A 21686-nucleotide genomic window follows, 5' to 3' on the forward strand; every position below is an offset into this window, starting at 1 on the left:
CGGACAAAGTTCTAATGGGGGGATAAAATGTTTAAGCTTTATAAGAGAAATAAGAGAGCGGAAGAAGCACCAGTACCTGTAGAATATGAAAAACAGATGGACAAGTACTCTAATGACATGGGGATGTTGAAGAAGAATCAAGAGCATATCGTTGATAGAATGGCTATGAAGATTGATGAGACGGCATTTGCTACGGATAATTTAATACAGATTACATATGATTTAGCCGATCATGTTGATATTCAAATGGATTCTATTAATAGGGTAATAAATGAAATAGGAAATTATTCTGCATTGGCTGAGGAAGTCAATGCTAGTACAGAAAACTCAAAACAAATTGCCGTAGATACCTTGGTTACTGCCTATACAGGAAATGATGCTGTAAGGAATTCCATTAATGCAATGAAAGAAATTGAAAAATCAATGGAGTATGCTAAATCAGTAGTTAATAAACTGAATGAAAAAGCGGAAAATATTAATAAAATGTTAAAGGCTATAAATAGCATTTCATATAATACAAACCTACTTGCTCTAAATGCGTCCATAGAGGCAGCCAGAGCAGGGGAAGCTGGTAAGGGTTTTGCTGTTGTAGCTAATGAAGTAAAGAAACTAGCTGAAAACAGTACGGATTCAGCAAATCAAATTGCTACAATTATTAAGGAAATGAATGAGGAAATAGACAATACCATAGAAGCAATGGACAAAAGCATGGATAAAGTTAATGAGGGTACTGAAATCGCTAACAATACTATGGTGGTTTTTAATGAAATAATTTCTTCTATAAATACTACTACAACTGTTACTGAAGAAATAAACAATGCTGTATCTAAGCAGACACAAAGTCTAGAGAATGTAATTAATTGTACTATGGATATGACTGAAAATTCCAAGAAGGTTACTTTCCTTGTAGATATTGCATCTATGAATACTCAATATGCAAAAACCTCCTTAAACACTTTATCACAGGTATCTAATGATTTAAGTAGAATATCAGGGAGTATGTTAAAAGAATTGGTTACAGATGTTGTTGATAAGGAATCTATCATAAACACATCTTTGAATTCCATGCCTCTGGAATTTGATCCTCAGCTAGCTAATGATCAGGAGAGTGCCCAGTTGTTATTTAATATTTATGGTTCTCTTTTATATATTGGTTCAACAGGGGAAATATCCCCAGGGGTAGCAAAAAGCTGGCATGTAGAGGATGATGGTGTTACTTGGATATTTAGCTTAAGGCGTGGTGCTAAGTTCCATAATGGCAGGGAAATAACTGCTGCAGATGTGAAGTACTCCTATGAAAGAATGATGAGTCCTGCATTAAAGTCTCCTAATACTTGGTTCTTAGAGCATATTCAAGGTGCTGAGGATTATGTAAGGGGCAAGGCAAGGGAAATTACAGGGGTAAAAGTTCTTGATAATTATAGGGTAGCTATTAAGTTAATTAGTCCTTATAGTGGATTTTTATTAAATTTAGGTCAATTCAGTGCTAGTATATTAGCCAAGGAAGATTTTGAAAAGGGTAAATTGACTGGTTGTGGACCATATATCTTAGATGAAACTACTAATGAATATTGCGTACTAAAATCTTTTAAGAATTATTACGGGGGAGCAGCTTATCAAGATAAGGTTATTGTCAACTATAGGAATGATGATATAGCTCAAGGGCTTATTGATGGCATATATGATTTTGCAAATATTAATAACAAAGAAAGTCTTGTAAAGATTAAGAGGACACCAGATATTAATATTGATTTAAAGGATTTAATGGGGACTTATTATGTTGGCTTCAATTTAGAGGGAAATTCCATATTTGCTAAGAGTAAGGAGTCGAGACGAGCTCTAAACATGGCTATAAACAAGAAGAGAATAATTGATGACATATTAGGTGGTCTAGGAGAGGAAGCTAATGGACCTATTCCTCCAAGCATTGTAGATAATGGATATCTGCCAAGTATTTCATATAATGTTTCCGCTGCAAAGGATATCTTAAATAAAGAAGGAATTAATAAAAATGCTTCTTCAATAAAAGTAGTAATTAGAGATGAACCTAATACTGCCTTGTTCTATAGAATAAGTGAATATATAATAAAAGATCTGGAGGATTTGGGTCTAAAGACTGAAGTAAAAGCTATATCACCTAAGGATTATCTAAGACCTGAAACTATAGCTAAATGTGATTTATTCATTGGTAGATGGATAGCTGATACAGGAGATCCAGATAATTATCTTCAACCCTTGTTCAATTATAATAATCAAACGAACTTTACAAGATATAATAATCCTAAGGTAATTGAGTTAATGGACAAAGCAAAGGAAATAATTAATCCTAATAAGAAAATAGGAATATACAAAGATATTCAAAAGCTTATAGTAGATGATTATCCATGGGTATTTATTTATCATCCTAAGATAGCATTTGCCTCAAAGAAAAATGTGGCTGGTGTAAGGGTTAGTCCTCTAGGAATAACTAATTTTGAAAATATTTTAGTAGAATCAAATAAATAATTATAAAAGGCACTCTATTATGAGTGTCTTTTGTTATAATAAAGGAATGAGGAAATAGTTTTATCTACATATTTATTTAAAGGATGAGAATATGAAAAATATTATAAAAGTATCTGTTAGAAATTTAGTTGAATTTGTCTGTAGGTCAGGAGATATTGATAATAGTTTTATGTCCATGTCAAGAGCTTTAGATGGAACCCTAGCTCATCAAAAGGTACAAAAATCCTATGGCCATGAATATAAGGCAGAGTATACATTGAAGCATGAAGTATACTATGAAAATTTTATCATAGAGCTACAAGGTCGTGCAGATGGAATATTTATGTATCCTGATGAGATTATAATTGATGAGATAAAAAGTACCACTAAAGATTTGGAGGATATAGAGGAAGACTATAATGAGCTACATTGGGCTCAAGCGAAATGCTACGGATATATGTATTCTATCCAAAACAATTTAGAATATATAGATATTCAATTAACATATTTTCATATAGAATCTGAGGAAAAGAAAATATTTAGAAGGAAATATACTTTGAAAGAGTTGGAAGAGTTTTTCTTTTTCTTGACGGATAAATATATTGAATGGGCTAGTGTTACATTTTATTGGGGTGAGACTAGAGATAAATCCATAAAAGATTTATCATTTCCCTTTACTAGTTACAGAAAAGGCCAGAGAGAGCTGGCAGTAGCTGCATATAAGACTATAGAAGAAGGGAAAAAACTATTTGCCCAAGCACCTACTGGAATTGGAAAGACCATGTCTACACTATTTCCCTCCATTAAGTCCATTGGAGAGGGTATAGCTTCAAAGATATTTTATTTAACTGCAAAGACCATAACAAGGGAAGTACCTATTTCCTCTATGGAAATGCTACTGAGTAAAGGTCTAAGGGCTAAGACTATAGTAATTACTGCTAAGGATAAAATCTGTTTAAATGATGAAGTAAAATGTAATCCTAGGGATTGTGAATATGCAAAGGGTCATTATGATAGAGTTAATGCAGCTATAATGGATATTTTTGAAAATGAGGATTTGATTACTAGGGATCTGGCTATTTTATATGCTAAAAAGCATAATGTTTGCCCCTTTGAATTCATATTAGATGTCAGTCTATGGGCAGATGTGATTATATGTGACTATAATTATGTATTTGATCCCCAAGTATATTTGAAAAGGTTTTTTGGAGAGGATAAGGATGATTATGTTTTTTTAATAGATGAAGCACACAATTTAGTAGATAGATCAAGAGAGATGTTTTCAGCTGAATTGAACAAGAGCTCTTTTCTTGATCTTAGAGATATATTTAAGGAAGAGTATCCTCCTATATACAAGAGTATGAACAAATGTAATAGCTTAATGAATAAGTTGAGAAAGGATTTGGAAATAGATGGAGAATATTATCAAAGGGAAGAAATAGATGAACTATATTATCCAATTAAGAAGCTTATGACAGTAATGGATCCATGGCTTATTGAGGAGAAAAATCATGAGGAATATGAGAAAGTTCTTGAATTATACTTTAACCTTATTAGCTTCATAAAGATTTCAGATTTCTATGATGAACATTTTGTAACTTACATCAAGGAAGAGTCCAGGGGTTTAGTACTGAAACTATATTGTGTAGATTCCTCTAGTTTGCTTTCACATGCCATGAGTAGAGGGAGAAGCTCTATACTCTTTTCCGCTACCTTAACTCCCTTGGAATACCATATGGACCTACTGGGAGGAAAAGAAGGGGATTACAATATCAAACTTAGTTCACCTTTCCCTAGGGACAATCTTTGCCTAACAGTGGCAAATCAAGTATCTACAAAGTACAAGGATAGAGAGAGAACCTATATAGATATTGTGAAATATATAGAGACTTTTATTTCAGCTAAGAAGGGTAATTATTTTGTATTCTTTCCATCCTATGTCTATATGACTAAGGTATATGAACTAATCACAGATAGAAATGAAGACTTGAATATAATCATTCAAGATAGTAAAATGAGTGAAGTAGAAAGGGAAGAATTTTTATTGAAATTTAATGAAGATAATATTTTAGCCTTTGCAGTAATGGGTGGAATATTCTCTGAAGGCATTGATTTAACGGGAGAGAAACTAATTGGAGCCATAGTAGTAGGTGTAGGGCTTCCACTTATTTGCTTTGAAAGAAATATAATCAAAGACTATTTTGACCACAATATAGGGGAAGGCTATGAGTATGCCTATGTATTCCCTGGGATGAATAAGGTACTCCAGGCGGCAGGGAGAGTAATCAGATCTCCTGAGGATAGGGGAGCTATTTTGCTAATAGATGATAGATATGGAACTAAAAGATATAAATCCCTTTTCCCTAATGAATGGCAAGGGTATAAAAATACTAGAAATAATACAGATATGAAGAAAATCCTAGACAAATTCTGGGACAGAGGGACAGGAGTACTGTCCCACAGATAAACATAAGGAGTGGAATAATGGTAAAGAAAAATGAATTAATAGAATTTGAGATAAAGGAAGTAGCTTTTCCAAATAAGGGCAAGGCTTTATATGGAGAGCATAATATTAGGTTTAAAGGTGGAATAGAAGGACAAAAGGTAGAGGCTAGGGTAAGTCGAAAAAGGAAAGGTATTATAGAGTCTAAAATAGTAAATGTACTAGAAAAGTCTCCTATGGAAACAGAAGTAGGATGCCCTCACTTTGGCATTTGTGGTGGCTGTACTTATCAAACTCTATCCTACGAAAATGAACTTATATTAAAAGAAAAACAAGTTAGGGATTTATTTGAGCAAGAAGAATTGGAGATAAACTTCCTAGGAATAGAAAAAAGCCCAATAGTTGAAGGATATAGAAATAAAATGGAATATACCTTTGGTGATGAAGAAAAGGATGGTCCATTGGCACTGGGACTTCATCGTAAGGGTAGATTCTATGAAATAGCAAATGTTGAAGAGTGTAATATAGTAGATAAGGATTTTACTACTATACTTGCAACTGTTCTCAATTATTTTAAGGAACTAAAGACCTCTTTTTACAACAAAAGATCTCATACAGGTTTTCTAAGGCATTTAGTTGTAAGAAAGGCCATATCTACTGGAGAAATCCTAGTCAACCTAGTAACATCAAGTCAAGAAGAACTAAATAAAGAAAACTTCCTCACAAACATTAGGGACGGTTCTCTTTGTTTGCAAGGGAAAATAGTTGGAGTACTTCATACTACTAATGATAGCCTTTCCGATGTAGTAAAGGCAGATAAACTAGATTTGCTTTATGGCAGAGATTATATTGTTGAAGAAATGCTTGGACTTAGATTTAATATATCACCATTTTCTTTCTTCCAAACTAATACCCTAGGCGCTGAAAAGCTATATACCATGGTAAGAGATTTTGCAGGGGATATAGATGATAAACTAGTATTTGACTTGTATTCAGGCACAGGTACAATAGCTCAAATAATGGCACCTGTGGCTAAGAAGGTAATAGGTATTGAAATAGTAGGGGAAGCAGTGGATAAGGCTCATGAAAATGCTAAGCTAAATAATCTAGATAATGTAGAATTCATAGCAGGAGATGTACTAAAAGCCGTAGATGATTTAAATGAAAAACCAGACTTAATTGTTATAGATCCACCAAGAGACGGTATCCACCCAAAGGCAATAAATAAAATAATAGACTTCAACCCAGAGACTTTTGTATATGTAAGCTGCAACCCTGTCACTTTAGTAAGGGATTTGAAGGTATTTATTGAAAGGGGATATAAGATAGAGAAGGTAAAATGCATGGATCAATTTCCAAGGACACCACATGTGGAGACGGTAACACTGCTTACAAGGAGTGAAGCGAGTTGTAAGTAGATGTATGTTTTATGCAAAGATTCTCAATAAATTTGAGATAACTTTGTTTCTCCATAAGTATTTATGATAATTAGATGAAAAACTTATTGATAAATCATTGAATTATAATCTTAAACGTACTATACTTTAATTGTAAAAAACAAACATGAGGTGATTAGTTAAAATGATCATATAATCTTATCCAGTTTTTAGAAGTTAAGGTAGTATAGGTAAGGATCACATATCTTTTAATCTTTAGGATATGTTAGTTGGTGTTGCTTAAAACTACTATAAGTTTTGGATAGGATTATAATAGTGTCAATTTAACTAGAATTTATATAGTATTAATTAACTATTTCTATTTTGGAGTAGTTTTTGATACTAAATTTCTATGATTATACTTATAACCTTTCCAGGACTTTTAGTTGGGAAAGGTTTTTTGTTTTTAAATGAAAGGATGATAACGCAAGTATTATAGCTTAATGGGGGTATATAAATGACAATAAAGTTTAGAAATTATTCAAAACAACCAGGTATCACAGAAGATTATCATAAGGTAAGGGCATTCTTTATAAAATTGGGGTATGCGGAATTTGAATACACCAGGTGGGATTGGATGGCAACCCATAGAAGTCTGGATAAATCTGCTGTAGGCAGAATTGGGCTATGGGAGGATGAAGGAGAAGTTGTTGGGATTGCAACTTTTGATACTCAACCGGGGATCGCATTCTGTTTAACTTTACCGGAATATACATTCTTGAAAAAGGAGATATTGCTGTATGCTAAGGATAATCTATCAATGGATGGGAAATTTGGTGTCATTATAAGTGATACTGACTTGAAATTTCAGGAAATTGCAGTCGGACTTGGATTTGTTGCTACACAAGATAAAGATTTCGATTCATTTTTCTATTTGGATAAAACATCTACATCGTATGATTTGCCTGAGGGCTTCCATATAACTACAATGAATGAAACCTTTGACCTATATCAATATAGGCGCGTTTTATGGAAGGGATTTAATCATGAGCTGAATGGGAAGGGAGAATTAAAGTTTTCTGAAGAAGAAGAGCATGAAGCAAGGCAATCGATGATCCGACCAAATGTAGATTTAAATCTAAAGGTGGCTGTCGTTGCACCAGATGGTAATTTCGTTTCTTATTGTGGGATGTGGTATGATATAGATGCAGGATTTGCTGTAGTTGAGCCTGTGGCTACTGATCCAGATTATCGTAAGATGGGTTTGGGAAAGGCAGCAGTATTGGAAGGCATACGTCGTGTCGGAGAACTTGGAGCTAGAAAGGCTATGGTAGGGTCGAAGCAGCAGTTCTACTATAGTATTGGATTTCGTCCATTTTCGACGGTTACTTTATGGGAAGAAAAACAGAAAGATTAGTATACATTAACCTCTTTTGCTGAGAGGAGTAAAATTGATGAACGATATAGTAATTTAGATATTAATTTTGAATATAAAAGTGAGATACAAACTATAAATCCTGTTAACTAATAGGTAATAATGACATTGTATTGGTTGATTGTGGTTATCCAAATTTTTTAGGTTTAATAGAAGTTGAAATGAAATCAAAGGGTATAGATATTGGCTCATTAACTAAGCTATTGATTACACATCATGATAATGACCATATGGGAGCTTTATATGAAATTAAGGAAAAGCACCCACATATTAAAGTGGTTTCAAGTGAGATAGAGAGTGAGTATGTTTCTGGTAAAAAGAAATCACTTAGACTGTTGCAAGCAGAGGAAATGCTTAAGTTCATGCCAGAAGAACAGAAACAATTCGGGATTGAATTCTGTGAAACTTTAAGGAAATTTAAACCTGTCAATGTAGATATAACAGTTAAGGATGGAGATTATTTTGACTGGGCAGGAGGCTGTCAGGTGATATCGACTCCTGGTCATATGCCAGGACATATTTCCCTATTTTTACCGGAGACTAATTCAATTGTAACGGGAGATGCGGCTGTTATGGAGAATCGGGAATTAATAATTGCAAACCCACCATTTACACTTGACTTAAATATAGCTGAAGATTCACTAGAAAGAATTAAATCTATGAATGCAGATAATTATTATTGTTATCATGGAGGAAAATTAGTTAGATTCGAAAATAGATAATATAATTCTAACTGCATAAGGACTTTGAACAAATTGAATCTCACTCCTAGAAAAATAAAAAATTATTAAAGAGATATATTCAAAGCTGAAATAAACAGATATTAATGACAGGATCAGACTAGATAATTTTGATAATGATAGGGGTCTATGAAATATTATCGTACTCTCAAGGCATGTGGAAGTTGGTGAGATAGGTGCAGACTACTCTTTCTGCCTAGTAGGGAATAGGTTCCAGAAACAAAAGAAAGGGGGATGACATTATAACAATCGAAAATGATAGCGGGTTTTTATTAAAAGATTTGATGAGTTTGATGGTACCAATAGAAGGTGGGGTTGTTGAATTACATGATTATATTAATCTGAATAAATGGACTAGTTCAGATTACACTTTATCAGACCCTGGAAGGGGAAGTGATAGAAAGGTTATTACATGGACGGAAACTATTGAACCTTTTTATGTAATGAAATATCCAGTAACACAGCATTTCTATAATTTTGTAATGCATTATGAAGTAGTAGAACAGAGTGTAAGTAACCTACCAATAACAGAAGTTTCGTGGTTAGATTCGATTATTTTTTGTAATGCATTGTCTAGAATGCTTGGCAGGACTGAATGCTACACAGTTACAGATGAAAGTGAGGACATTATATATCACAATCAGGCGAGTGGTTTTCGATTATTATCAGATGCTGAATGGCAGTATGTGCGTAAGGCGGGAACCAAGGGATATAGGTATGATAAGATTGATAAGATTGCATGGTATCAGAACAACTCTAATGGGGTAGCTCATGAAGTCGGGAAACTGCTTCCTAATCCATGGGGTGTTTATGATATGATTGGTAATGTTTGGGAGTGGTGTTGGGACTTGTATGATCCGGAACGATACGGTGATTATAGAGTCTTTCGAGGAGGTAGCTGGGCTGAAGTTGAAAACAATTGTGGTTCCACGATTAGAAGAAAAAGCATGCCTGATTTTAAAATTGATGATCTTGGTTTTAGAATAGCGTTTACGATCTTTAATTAAATCAAAATGTTAATCCTCCCCAAGGAGCTAGTGGGTCTTAATGACATCTTTATTGTCATCCCAAGGCATGTTGAAGTTGTAACCCTGCTTACGAGGAATGTGTCCTAATTGTCCTAATAAAAAATAGTTTTAACTCCACCAGTTTTCACCAATAAAAATCATAAAATTAAACAACTTATGTCCCGATAAATTCACTTATAAAGTGAGTATGTAGGGGACATTAATCAATTATTCCATCCTTCATTTTATATCAATCTTATTTATTGTTTTCCTAGTTTCTTAACCCTTCTTCCTGAATTTTTACTTCCGTTTCGTTAAGACTTTATTCAAATTTCTGGCGAAGGTATGCGGGGTGTGAATCGTCAAAACATTATCACATTATTGCGTCTAATTATGAGCCCCACGGTTTCCCAAAAAAATAGGTACTTTGTATCAATTGTCAATAAAAGGGGAAAAATGCCGTAATTCAAGCAAATTTATGTTATAATAAAACTATTAAAATAAGACATAAAGAAAGGGGTAAGAATCTATGAAGAATATGAAAAGAATGTTAACATTAGTATTAACTTTTTCCATGGTAGTTGCATCACCATTATTCAGTTTTGCAAAAAGTGAAAAAGATATCATTGAAACTAAGGAATCTATTAAAGTTAAAGTAGAAAATGAAAATAATAACAGAAACAAAAATAAGAACGAGAATAAAGGACCAAAGCAAAAAGAATTAAGGGAAGAAGATTTGGAATACCAATTAGAATTAGAGGAAGAACTAGAAGAGACGGAAACTGGAGAATTAAAAGGCGGAGAAAATAATAAGGAATGGAAAGAATTAAGAGATAAAGTTAAGGAAGAAAAGAAATCCCTTAAGGCAAAAGATAAGGAATTAAAAGCACAAATAAAAGAGGCTACATTTAATGGAGATAATGAATTGGCAGAACAATTGCAATCTCAAAAGGATGGGTTAAAGGAAACTAGAAAAGGGTTGCAACGCGAAATGGTAGAAATAACAAGAAATAAATATACCGCTGAAGAACTGGAAGAGATTCGCAAAAAAACTGGGGAGTTAGAAAAAGAGGATGAAGGAATAGAAGTAATACCAGTAGAAAATATTATTATTGATATTAAGAATGGAGATATCACATTTAGTGCCCCTCCAATTATAAAGGATGGCAAGACTTTAGTTCCAGTGAGGGATTTAGCAGAAGGTTTTGGTGCTACAGTAGAATGGGTATCAGAAGAGCAAAAAATAACTATCTCAACTGATGATATAGAAATAATTTTGCAAATAGATAGTAATATAGCACTGATAAATGGACAGGAAGTTGAAGTAGATGCAGTATCTACTTTATACAATGGAAGTACTTATGTACCTTTAAGATTTATTGCTGAAAGTTTTGGACTAGAAGTGTATTATGATTCTGAGACAGGTATAATAGAACTATATGACAAACAAGAAAATATAGAAGATCCTGTAGATGATGCTAAAGATGAAGAAATTATTGAATTAGATAATTAAAATGTAAGGTCAAAAGGACAAGTCCTTTTGACCTTCTTGTAATTGTTCAAATAATCTTGTACGTGGATCTGTCTTTTATACTTCTAAAGGAAAGTTTTAGGAACTTCTACAAATTATTTTAAAAAGGGTTTTTAAGTTTTTATACAATTTTCTGGTTTTGCAGGTTTACAGGTGTTTTCAGCTTCAATGAGTTGTATGAAGTGGATAAATCGCAGTATTAAATTCAATGCGTGCACTGAAAAAAATAGCATTCAATAGCCACTCAGATTTAACCCTCGATATACGTTTATGTGAACATATATCGAGGGATTTTTATGTACAAAGATAGAAAACATTATAAATTTTCAAGGTGGAAAAATTACAAGTGGAGATACTTCGAAAATCAATCCATCTAGAATTGCTAATCACCTTCATTAGACGGCTTGACTATGTGAACTGAAGCACTTAACTCCAATGGAAAAGATAACAGCCATGATCATCCCAGTAGGAGAAATGACTAGGTAACTGCAAAGTGGAATAACCAAAATATTGTTTTACAAGGCTATTATATTCTTTAATAGACTCTGCTACCAAGGGGGTACCATCTACTTACAACATCATTATTGTCTCCACAAGGCATGTTGAAGTCGCAACACGGATTGTGAAGGAGTGAAACGACTGAAGAAGTCGATGTACGTCTCATGTCAGAATGCCCAAGAAAATGAGCATAGTGAAATTTGATTGGGAACATTCTAGGTTGGAGACAGTAGTATTGATGTCAAGGGTGGGTAAATAGAAGAACTGAAAAATCTTATAAATAAAGGGTTACCAGACAATTTGTTTTTCTTGCAGCTGTTCTGCCAGAGCTACATGTGTTAAGGAACCCTTGTTTTTATTGTTTAGGAGAATCCAAACTTATATTCCAAATAAAAAATTAAGATTATTGTCAATTAAAGATAACATAGTATGTTATCTTTAATTGATTGATTAATGAAAAAAACATAATATAATGAGTATAAGGATGTGAAAAGTATGATAAATGTGAATCTAAAAGAATTACGAAAAATTCATAGATATACACAAGAAGAAGTTGCTGAAAAGTTAAGTGTATCAAGACAAGCGGTTGCAAAATGGGAAAGTGGTGAAACTGTACCTGATATCAATAATTGCATTGCGTTGGCAGAATTGTATGGAGTTTCCTTGGATGACCTAGTAAATCATTCGAAAGAGAGAAATGGAATAGGTATTCAGTCTGAAGGAAAACATGCATTTGGAACAGTAAAGGTTGGAGAAAGGGGACAAATTGTAATTCCTAAAAAAGCTAGAGAGATATTTAATATTTGTCCTGGAGATAGCTTGTTGGTTCTAGGTGATGAGGCTCAGGGAATTGCCTTAGTAAAGCACGATAAATTCATGCATTTTATAGAAGCAGTTTATAATGCTAAAGAAAGCAAGGAGTAGAAGATATAATTAATATAGGATGAATTAAGGTGATAATAGATTTTGAATTACATGATTTAATGGGGAGAGACATATAAAGAAGAAAAGGAAAATAGTATTAGGTGGGATTCTAGCGTTTATACTATTTTTGGTAGGAACTTATTTTTATACCAGTATTACTTATATTGAGAAACCGCTAAAAAAAGTGTACAATACTGGATTTGCTGAAAAGCAAATAGAGCTAAAGGATGGTACAATATTAAATTATGGGGTAGGTCCAAGCAATGGAAAAACACCGCTTCTACTAATTCATGGTCAAGGTATGTCTTGGGAGGATTATGCAAAAGTATTACCTGAATTATCAAAGCATTTCCATGTATACGCTGTCGATTGTCACGGACATGGAGAATCTGATATGAATTCTGAGAAGTATTCAGCAAAAGAAATGGCAAAAGATTTTATAGAATTTATTGATGTAGAGATAGGGCAAAGGACAGTAGTTTCTGGTCATTCTTCAGGTGGAATGATTGCTGCGTGGATTGCTGCATATTCGCCAGAACATGTATTGGGGACAGTTATTGAAGACTCACCTTTTTTCTCAACTGAACCAGATAGACGAGAAAAAACATATGTATGGGTATATGGTTTTCAATTATATGAAGACTTTAAAAATCAAGATAGAGAGAAGGATTATTTTAAGTATAGTTTAGAAAGAAGTTATTGGAAAAACATGTTTGGGGATTTTCTTTGGAACAAGTTTTCTAAAGATGCAGTAGCCTATCATGAAAAACATCCGAATGAACCCGTACATTTAAAGTATTTACCTCCACAGATAAATAGAATGTTTGAAGCAGCAACTTACCCATATGATTTCAAATTTGGAGAAACATTTTATGATAATACATGGTTTGAAGACTATAACCAAGTAGAAGTGTTATCAAAAATAAAAAGCCCTACAGTATTCATAAAAGCTGCAACAAGTTACGATGGAGATTTATTAGTAGCAGCATTATCAGATGAAGATGCGGACCATGTGGTTGAATTGTTGGAAAATGGAAAAAGAATTGATGTGGATTCTCCTGGGCACGATATACATTACGATAAACCTGAAGAATTTATTGAGATTATGATTGAGTTCTTAGATGAAGTTCAATAATGATATAATAGTGGGTACAGGGAGGGAGAAGCATCCATAAATTAATAAAACGCTTATTCAGAGGGGGATGAGAGTAATGTTTACAATGTCAGCAGTGGAGCTTGCAGATGCGATACGGAACAAACGTCTCGGGGTAGAAGAACTTACAAGGGCATATATTGAACGAATAGAGAAATTTGATGGGGCTGATGGTCTGAATACGGTAGCAGAATTAAATGAGAATGCTATAGTTCAGGCTAAGAAAATGGATTCCTTGAAAACAGACCGTAATGTAGCTATGTTTGGGTTACCAGTACTAATTAAGGATAACATTGATGTTTCTGGATTACAAACTACTGCTGGTAGCCTTGCTCTCTCAAACAACATTGCTGAAAAAGATGCTCATGTTGTTATGAATTTACGTCGTAACGGAGCTTTAATATTGGGGAAAACCAATATGACTGAATTTGCAAACTATACAGGTAATAATATGCCTGGTGGATATAGCTCACATGGAGGTCAAGTTAAAAATGCATATGATTGTGCAAAAAACCCTGGTGGATCGAGTTCTGGTTCGGCTGTTGCAATGTCAGCGGGATTATGTTCTGCTGCGATTGGTACTGACACATCCTTCTCCATTGTTGGCTGTGTCACGGAAAATGGCGTAACTGGACTTAAGCCAGCTCATGGTTCTTTGTCTTCAGATGGAATTATACCAATTGCTAGAACCCTCGACAGCGCGGGTCCTATTACCCGTGACCTAAGTGACGCTCTGCTTGTATATTCTAGTATGAGAGATGAAGCACTGCAGCCGGTTGAACCTATGCCACCGGAAAAAATACACCTTGCTATAAATATTTTCAATCGAGAGCAGGTTTCCGAAGCTCAGCTTGCAAGGTATGATACTGTGCTTAATGCGTTAAAGGCAGATCATGTACAGATCACAGAGGTCACTCATGCTCATACAAAATATCAGCGTGATATTATGCGATATGAATTTCGACATGATCTTGAAGCGTACTTATCCTGTTCTAGTGCCCATCATCGGACTCTCGAGGAAATAGTTAACTATTATGAAAAAAATCCGGATCAAATGATGAAATACGGTAATACATATCTGCGTGAAGCATTGCACGGGGCTTCAGGAAAGCTTGATGATATTACATATATAGAGGCTCTAGCTGAGCGCAATAGGCTGCGAACTCAGATATTTGAGAGTTTATGTGGATATGATGCCTGGTTGATGACTGGACCTACTAACATCATGCATTTTATTGGGTTGCCATCATTAGCTTTAAGGCTATGTATGGCAGAGGATGATACACCACGGGGTATGATATTATACGGAGCAGACGAACGGCGACTTTTTGCAGCTGCATTGACTATCGAACGGTATTGTGCGCCTATTACTATGCCAAAGCTCTAAGTTCTAAAAAAACTATCCTTATGCAAAGTACATTAGCCTATAAAGATAAAATAGATGACTTGAAGAAAATTATTGGCTATTAGATTGATAGGATATTAGTACAATAAGAATTTTAAAAATGAAATTTGACACCAAGGGGATAATGTCAATCTATGACATCTTTTTTATCGATTCAAGGCATGTTGAAGTCGTAACACGGATTGTGAAGAAGTGAAACAACTGAAGAATTCGATGTACATCTAATGCCAGGAATGCCCAAGAAGAGGAGATGAGGTTATGAATGCTATAACTATAGAGGAATGCAATGATTCATCTTGTGATCCAGACATATCCTAGGATGCATATATAAAAGATAACTGCAGTAAGATGTAAAAATCTTAGTGTAGTTTTTATATAATCCCAAGGCTATATAATTCTATATATATTATATCATATTTGTATACTTAGAATTAGATAAATATTAGGATAGATAGTTAATTGAATGGCAAATTTAAAGAAGTTATGAGATAAGTCAGAAAACTAGCAATGACTTTTAGTAGCTCGTGTGATACAATATATTAAATTAAATTATATGAAGTAATAGAATTAAAGTGATGATAAATCCATAGCCGGTATGTATTCTTGCTATGGATTTATATAGATACAGATCTAAAGATCTATTTTAAGGAGGATTGTAAAATGGATAAATTATGGATATGGACTTCTATTAAATAGCGATAGAAGGCATATGAGCAGCCTCCTTCTATTGCTATAAAAAGAATAGGAGGCTAAAATGAATAGAATATCCTTATGAATAAATAATGAAGGATATTGTTGGAATTATTAGCTCCCTAAATTATTTTGGTTGCTCCAATTTAATCATGGGAGGAAAAATTATGAGTGAAGTAATAAAAGCAAAGAATATTTATCTTGAATATAATGGTAGAGAAATTTTAGACATATCTGAGCTTACAGTATATGAAGGAGAAAGGATTGGATTAGTAGGTAATAATGGATCTGGAAAGACATCTTTGCTAAATATCTTGTCTGGGAATATGAAACCTGGTGGGTATCAAGTTGCACATAATGGTAATGTAGTTTTAATACCTCAGATTCTACCAAAACAGAATACTGATATTAATAAATTTGATTATTGGACTTCTATTTGGCAGATTAATTATAAGAGCTATGATTATATGAGTGGTGGAGAGCAAACAAGATATAGGATTTCTCAAGCTTTTGCAGAAAATGCAGTATGTATTCTTGCAGATGAACCTACTTCTCATCTAGACAAAAATGGAGTAGAACTATTAATTCAACAATTAGAGTATTTTCCAGGAGCGTTAATAATAATAAGCCATGACCGCTATTTTCTAGATTCTATGGTTCATAAGATTTGGGAAATAAAAAATCATGATATAAAAGAGTATTATGGTAACTACTCTGATTATATAGAACTGAAGAGATGTGAAAGAGAACAACATAAAAAAGAATACCAAATCTATATTGATGAAAAACAGAGGCTTGAACAAGCCGCTGAGTTTAAGAAAAAACAGGCTAATAATCTTGATTCTAAGCAGATTGGGAAACCACCAAAAAACAATACTCAACAAGCAGGGAAAAATAGTACACAGAGGCCTACAGGTAGTAAAGTAAAAAGCGTGAATAAAACTGCAAAAAGTATTGAACAGAGACTTGAAAACTTAGAAGAAATAACTCCACCTACAATGGAAACTAGGGTAATATTTAGACAAAGTAAGGCTATTAAACTATATAATGATTATCCTATTATGGGAGATAATATCAATAAAAAACTAGGAGAACATCATTTGTTTGAGGATACATCTATCATTATTCCATTAGCAAAAAAAATTGCAATAATTGGTGACAATGGTGTAGGAAAAACAACTCTTTTACGGATGATACTTTCAGGTGATGAAGCTTTCACAATAGCCCAAAAAGCACAGATTGGATATTTTGAGCAACAAAATTATGTATCAGATAGTAAAGAAACCTTATTAGAATTTTTACTAGAAGATTCCGATTATAAGCCAAATGAATTAATAGCAATGTTAGTTCAGATGGGTTTTGGAAAAGATGACATCAGAAAATCACTATTTCAATTAAGTGGAGGAGAGTTAACTAAGCTAATGTTGTTAAAAATACTATCTGGGGAGTATAATATACTTATGATGGATGAACCTTCTACTTTTCTAGATACTTATGCTGTAAATGCATTAGAAACAATGATGAAGGAATATAAGGGCACAATCCTATTTGTAACCCATGATAAGACCTTAGTTAATAATGTTGCAGATATAATTTATGAAATAAAGGATAGAAAGATAAATAGAATTAAGGGTTAATCGCAATATAAATGCATCCAGATGTAAAAGTCTAGATGCATTTATTATATATAAACCCAGAACAAATCAATGGAATTTAATCAATTGTACTAAGACAATAAGATAGCACACAAGTTGCGATGAACAAAGCATTCAAAATATAAATATCTTTTGAAGGGTTTGTTGATTACAATTTAAAATAATTGTAATTTTTAAAGTATGGCCAAATAATATCAAAAAAACTAGATGTGTTCCTGATTTATTCTGCCTTCAAAGATGCAAATTATAGCTTTTATCAGAAATTTATCTTGCCTTCAAGGGGGTAATATCAGTTTGCGACATCTTTATTGACCTCTCAAGGCATAATGAAGTCGATGTACATCTCATGTCAGGAATGCCCAAGAAGACAAGCGTCGAGAAGGCTGATTGGGAACATATCCATAGAAAAACATGAGGACTATGACATGGCGAGATTGATTGTATTTGAAGATATGTAAAATATGGAAATATAAGTTTATTTGATAAAGCCTATATGGTACAATGATTATAACTAAAAATGATGAAAACTAAAGTCTGATATTAGTCATACAGAACTATAATCTACCCAAATAATGGAGGTTAATTATGAAAAAATATATTATTACAACTGAAAGTGGTTCAGATCTATCTAAAGAAATAATCGATCGCTATAATATACAAGTCATTCCGATGCATGTAACAATGGAAGATCAAACATATCCTGATGGTAGTTTTGATGTTCAGAAAGTTTTTGATTATTATGAAGAAACAGGAAATCTACCTAAAACATCTGGTTCTACACCTCAAGATAATGCTGAGGTTTTCAAACAAGTTTTTGCCAAACATCCAGATGCATATATAATCCACATTGCATATTCTTCAGTAACAACTGTTTCCTTCAATTCAGCAAATATTGCAGCTCAAGATTATAAAAATGTCTACCTTGTAGACTCCAAGCATGTATCTATCGGAGCAGCTGCTATTGTTAAAGCAACCGCTCAATTTATTGAAGATAATCCTAATACAAGTCCTGAAGCAATTATTGCTTTTGTCGAAGATATTAGAGAACGCACCCATATGGTTTTTCTACCTAAAACACTTCTTTATCTAAAGGCTGGTGGTCGTGTCTCAAATCTAGCTTTTTATGGGGCAAGTTTGTTGAAGATTCATCCGTCGATTATATTAGAAAATGGATACTTGGTCTCTGGGGGAAAATTCCGTGGATCCTTTGATAGCTGCTTAAAAAAGATGATTAATGTTTTTTTTAAAAGCTATAACATTGACCCTGATACTGTTATGGTAGTAGGTGCTCCGGGTGTCGAAGACAATCAGAAAGAGATGATTTACGATCTGCTAAGAGAAAACGGTATTCAAAAAGCTAGATGGATGGAAGCGGGTTCAGTGATTTCCAGTCATGGAGGACCAGGAGCAATTGGCATCACAGGGGTTGAAAAAATTGCTGATTAAATGATGTAATAATTATGGGAGGCGAAGTCTACGGTCAACTTATGATCCATAGGCTTCACCTCTTTTTTATTTCAAATTAAAATCTAAAGGATTTAGAACAATGTCAAAACTATTTATGTATGGCTATTTAATTTTAAATGAGACCTTTCTCACAAAATAAATAAAATAGAATTTATGGCCATCGCAAGGGTCTTTTCTGCCGATTTATCTAGTGACAATCATGGATTGAAATAAATACTTTTTCGTTGTATACTACCATTAGCATGATTGGAATAAAATACCATATGGTCGGAAGTGGGATTCAATAATTAAAAACTATTTTAGTAGAAAGGGGAAAAAAGTGAAAACATTATTTGATTTGAGAGAGAAAGCAGATAGTGAAACATATGAAGTTATTCAGAATCTTTTTGATGAGTCTTTCAAGATCATTAAACTGGGTGATCAATCAATAAATGCATGTATCGGCTGTTGGAACTGCTGGCTGAAAACTCCTGGTAGATGTGTAATGAAGGATGAGATGGCTGAAAGTTACGTCGATTACATAAATAGTGATACAGTAATTTTGCTAATGGATACGGCGCAAGGATTTATTAGTCATCAAGCGAAAGCATTTTTTGATAGGACAATTCCGCACTACAATCCATATATAGAAATTGTTGATGGGGAATGCCACCATGTTGCTAGATATAAGAAGTATCCAGACTTGGTATTTTACTTCGATAGGGTAGACTTAAAAAATCAGGAAGAGCAAGTTATTGAGGATTATTTGTATCGTGCAGCATACCAATTTAAATCCAAGGCTTACCGTATTGATGAAAGTCTGCAACTAGTCCAACTGCAATCTAGGAAAGCGAAAAGGTCAGGCGCGGATATTGTAACAGTTGAACCTATAGATAAACTAGTGATTTACAATGGCTCTCCTAGAAAGAGTGGTAGCAATTCGGAAATTATATTAAAAAAGGTTACTGAAGTACTTGGTAATCGGGTTGAGATTCGTGACTTGAAGGAGAGAGATAAATGGGAGATGTGGGCAGATACTTTTGAAAGTGATAAACATGTTATGTTTTTTATGCCCCTTTATGTTCATGCAATGCCATCCCATATCATGGGATTTATTGAAAAACTAAAGCCTTCCCAAGGGAGTATCAGTTATTTTGTGCAATCAGGGTTCCCAGAAAGTAGCCAATCTCACTATCTTGAGGCATATTTTGAACAATTGGCTCTTAGATTAAGAAGAACATATATTGGTACAGCTATTAAGGGTGGGGTAGAAGGTTTACAGCAGAGACCAACTACTGCACAAGAGAAAATGATTAAGCCAATGGTAGATACCATTGTTAACTTGGTGAATGGAGGTACATTTAACCCAATAAATATTCAACAATTGGCTAAGCCAATTCGTTTGAGCAAAGGGACTCTAATTCTCTTTAACATATTTTCCAAAATCGGACTAATCAACTTTTTTTGGAATCGACAACTTAAAGAAAATAATGCATATGAAAAACGTTTTGATTGTCCGTACTTAGTATTAACTAAGGAAAACCAAATACAAATCTAATGCTTCATCTGTTTGCAAATTAAGTCAAAATTTTACTACCGCCAAGGGGGTACTAGATACTTATGACATCATTGTTATCCTCTCAAGGTATGTTGAATGCTTGATTCTGATGTATAAGCTGAGTTTTTAGAAATGAATCATTGCTTCTTAAAAGGAACGCAATGATTCAGGACATTATAATAATTAAAAATGAGGAGTGATTTAATGCAAAATACTATTAGCGATATGGCGAGATATATAAAAAACATAATTCCACCAAATATACCAGAAACATATACTCTCAAAGCTATGTTTGAACATGTTTCGGGAGAAGAAAATATACGAAACGGTATTCTTGCTTTCAGGGATCTTCTCTATTTGGTCTGTGACCGTTTAATTGCTGACGGTAGTTTATATGACAAACCTGTCAAAAACACGCAGAATAATGTTTCTCATCCAAGTTTGCCGGTAAGCTATCCATTTCTGAACAATGTTAAAAGCATATTGTTCAATATAGGGTATCATGGAGAACTCATCGAAAACGGTGGGTCAATATTGCTTGACGACCTGAAATTGCTCACCTCCGTCATAGGTGCGGACGGCGGGCAGATGAAAGCAAAAATCTCTATTCCGAAATTAATTGAAGCCTTGAAATTTTTGACTTGCTGCGGTATTTATTTTGATGGTATCTACTTAGACGCGCGAACATTAGATATGTCAAAAGCTGCATCACTAAAAATTTCATATCCAGATAATCCTGTTATGCTGACAGGTTTGAAGGTTATGGCGATTGCTCAAAAAGATTTGTACACCAAGGGTAATCATGATATTTTCTTGCGGTGCGATTATAGGGTTTTGAAAGATGAAGATACAGAAGTCATCTCTATCTTGAAAGATTTTGTTGCTCCGTTGCCTGCCTTGGTACAAGATTTCGCTCTGAAACTACATCAGCGTTATCTGGACGCGGGATTGACATGTATAGTGGATGTATTCTATCTTGGTATTCGGTTTATCTATTCACATAAAAATAAAGAAATATGGACTTTTTCGGCAGCACATGAATCTGGTTACCGAATCCTCATTAAGGCACAAAGCACTCACATATATTCTGATATTATTGAAACATTTCCATTGCCTTTACAGGAAAAAATCTCCCGGGGTTATGGATGCAACAAGAAATTATTCGGTGAACCCTGCCAAAAAGGTTGTCACGGGTTTAGCTTTCCTTTAGATGATTCAATAATTGATATAAGTCAGGATATTGAAGTATGGCTTGATAAAGAGGTGTCATGCTTACGAAGAAAAAAGCATTTGAATAATTGATATTAAAAAGTAGCTTGTTTTATAAGTTTATATTATATA

The 21686-nt window shown here is 33.8% G+C and carries 15 protein-coding genes; all 15 read left to right on the forward strand.

The annotated features are described in order from the left end of the window. Window positions 1-27: 27 nt before the first annotated feature. Window positions 28-2505, forward strand: coding sequence for an ABC transporter substrate-binding protein (locus RIN63_RS02685; protein WP_310443114.1), 2478 nt, complete (start codon window positions 28-30; stop codon window positions 2503-2505). Between the two features lie 91 nt (window positions 2506-2596). After that, a complete protein-coding gene (locus tag RIN63_RS02690) occupies window positions 2597-4951 on the forward strand; it encodes an ATP-dependent DNA helicase (protein ID WP_310443115.1) in 2355 nt (784 codons plus the stop codon). A gap of 17 nt (window positions 4952-4968) precedes the next feature. Next, window positions 4969-6345 carry a 23S rRNA (uracil(1939)-C(5))-methyltransferase RlmD gene (gene rlmD / locus RIN63_RS02695; RefSeq protein WP_310443116.1) on the forward strand — a complete coding sequence of 459 codons (1377 nt, stop codon included), beginning with the start codon at window positions 4969-4971 and terminating at the stop codon, window positions 6343-6345. Window positions 6346-6820: 475 nt separating this feature from the next. After that, on the forward strand, window positions 6821-7720 hold the full coding sequence (locus RIN63_RS02700) for a GNAT family N-acetyltransferase (RefSeq protein ID WP_310443117.1): 900 nt from the start codon (window positions 6821-6823) through the stop codon (window positions 7718-7720). A gap of 131 nt (window positions 7721-7851) precedes the next feature. Further along, complete coding sequence (locus RIN63_RS02705) at window positions 7852-8460, forward strand: MBL fold metallo-hydrolase (protein WP_310443118.1); 609 nt, start codon at window positions 7852-7854, stop codon at window positions 8458-8460. Between the two features lie 302 nt (window positions 8461-8762). Beyond that, window positions 8763-9485: a formylglycine-generating enzyme family protein gene (locus RIN63_RS02710; RefSeq protein ID WP_310443119.1), complete on the forward strand. Its 723-nt coding sequence runs from the start codon at window positions 8763-8765 to the stop codon at window positions 9483-9485. A 529-nt stretch (window positions 9486-10014) separates the two neighbouring features. Beyond that, window positions 10015-10998 (forward strand): copper amine oxidase N-terminal domain-containing protein, encoded by a 984-nt coding sequence (locus RIN63_RS02715; RefSeq protein WP_310443120.1) that lies wholly within the window; start codon window positions 10015-10017, stop codon window positions 10996-10998. A 1011-nt stretch (window positions 10999-12009) separates the two neighbouring features. Then, window positions 12010-12438 (forward strand): helix-turn-helix domain-containing protein, encoded by a 429-nt coding sequence (locus RIN63_RS02720; protein WP_310443121.1) that lies wholly within the window; start codon window positions 12010-12012, stop codon window positions 12436-12438. A 127-nt stretch (window positions 12439-12565) separates the two neighbouring features. Next, the gene (locus RIN63_RS02725) at window positions 12566-13573 is read left to right on the forward strand and encodes an alpha/beta hydrolase (RefSeq protein WP_310443122.1); all 1008 of its coding nucleotides are present in this window, start codon (window positions 12566-12568) and stop codon (window positions 13571-13573) included. 76 nt (window positions 13574-13649) lie between these two features. After that, entirely contained in the window at window positions 13650-14978 is a 1329-nt protein-coding gene (locus RIN63_RS02730) for an amidase family protein (RefSeq protein WP_310443123.1), read from the forward strand. A gap of 875 nt (window positions 14979-15853) precedes the next feature. Next, window positions 15854-17323 (forward strand): ribosomal protection-like ABC-F family protein, encoded by a 1470-nt coding sequence (gene abc-f, locus RIN63_RS02735; RefSeq protein WP_310443124.1) that lies wholly within the window; start codon window positions 15854-15856, stop codon window positions 17321-17323. 344 nt (window positions 17324-17667) lie between these two features. Further along, window positions 17668-17799: a hypothetical protein gene (locus tag RIN63_RS02740; RefSeq protein ID WP_310443125.1), complete on the forward strand. Its 132-nt coding sequence runs from the start codon at window positions 17668-17670 to the stop codon at window positions 17797-17799. Window positions 17800-17926: 127 nt separating this feature from the next. Continuing rightward, a complete protein-coding gene (locus RIN63_RS02745) occupies window positions 17927-18787 on the forward strand; it encodes a DegV family protein (protein ID WP_310443126.1) in 861 nt (286 codons plus the stop codon). A gap of 505 nt (window positions 18788-19292) precedes the next feature. Further along, a complete protein-coding gene (locus RIN63_RS02750) occupies window positions 19293-20345 on the forward strand; it encodes a hypothetical protein (protein ID WP_310443127.1) in 1053 nt (350 codons plus the stop codon). Window positions 20346-20549: 204 nt separating this feature from the next. Beyond that, the gene (locus RIN63_RS02755) at window positions 20550-21647 is read left to right on the forward strand and encodes a hypothetical protein (RefSeq protein ID WP_310443128.1); all 1098 of its coding nucleotides are present in this window, start codon (window positions 20550-20552) and stop codon (window positions 21645-21647) included. The last annotated feature ends 39 nt before the right edge of the window (window positions 21648-21686 follow it).

This window comes from Tissierella sp., from assembly GCF_031460495.1.
Lineage (GTDB): Bacteria > Bacillota > Clostridia > Tissierellales > Tissierellaceae > JAVKTS01.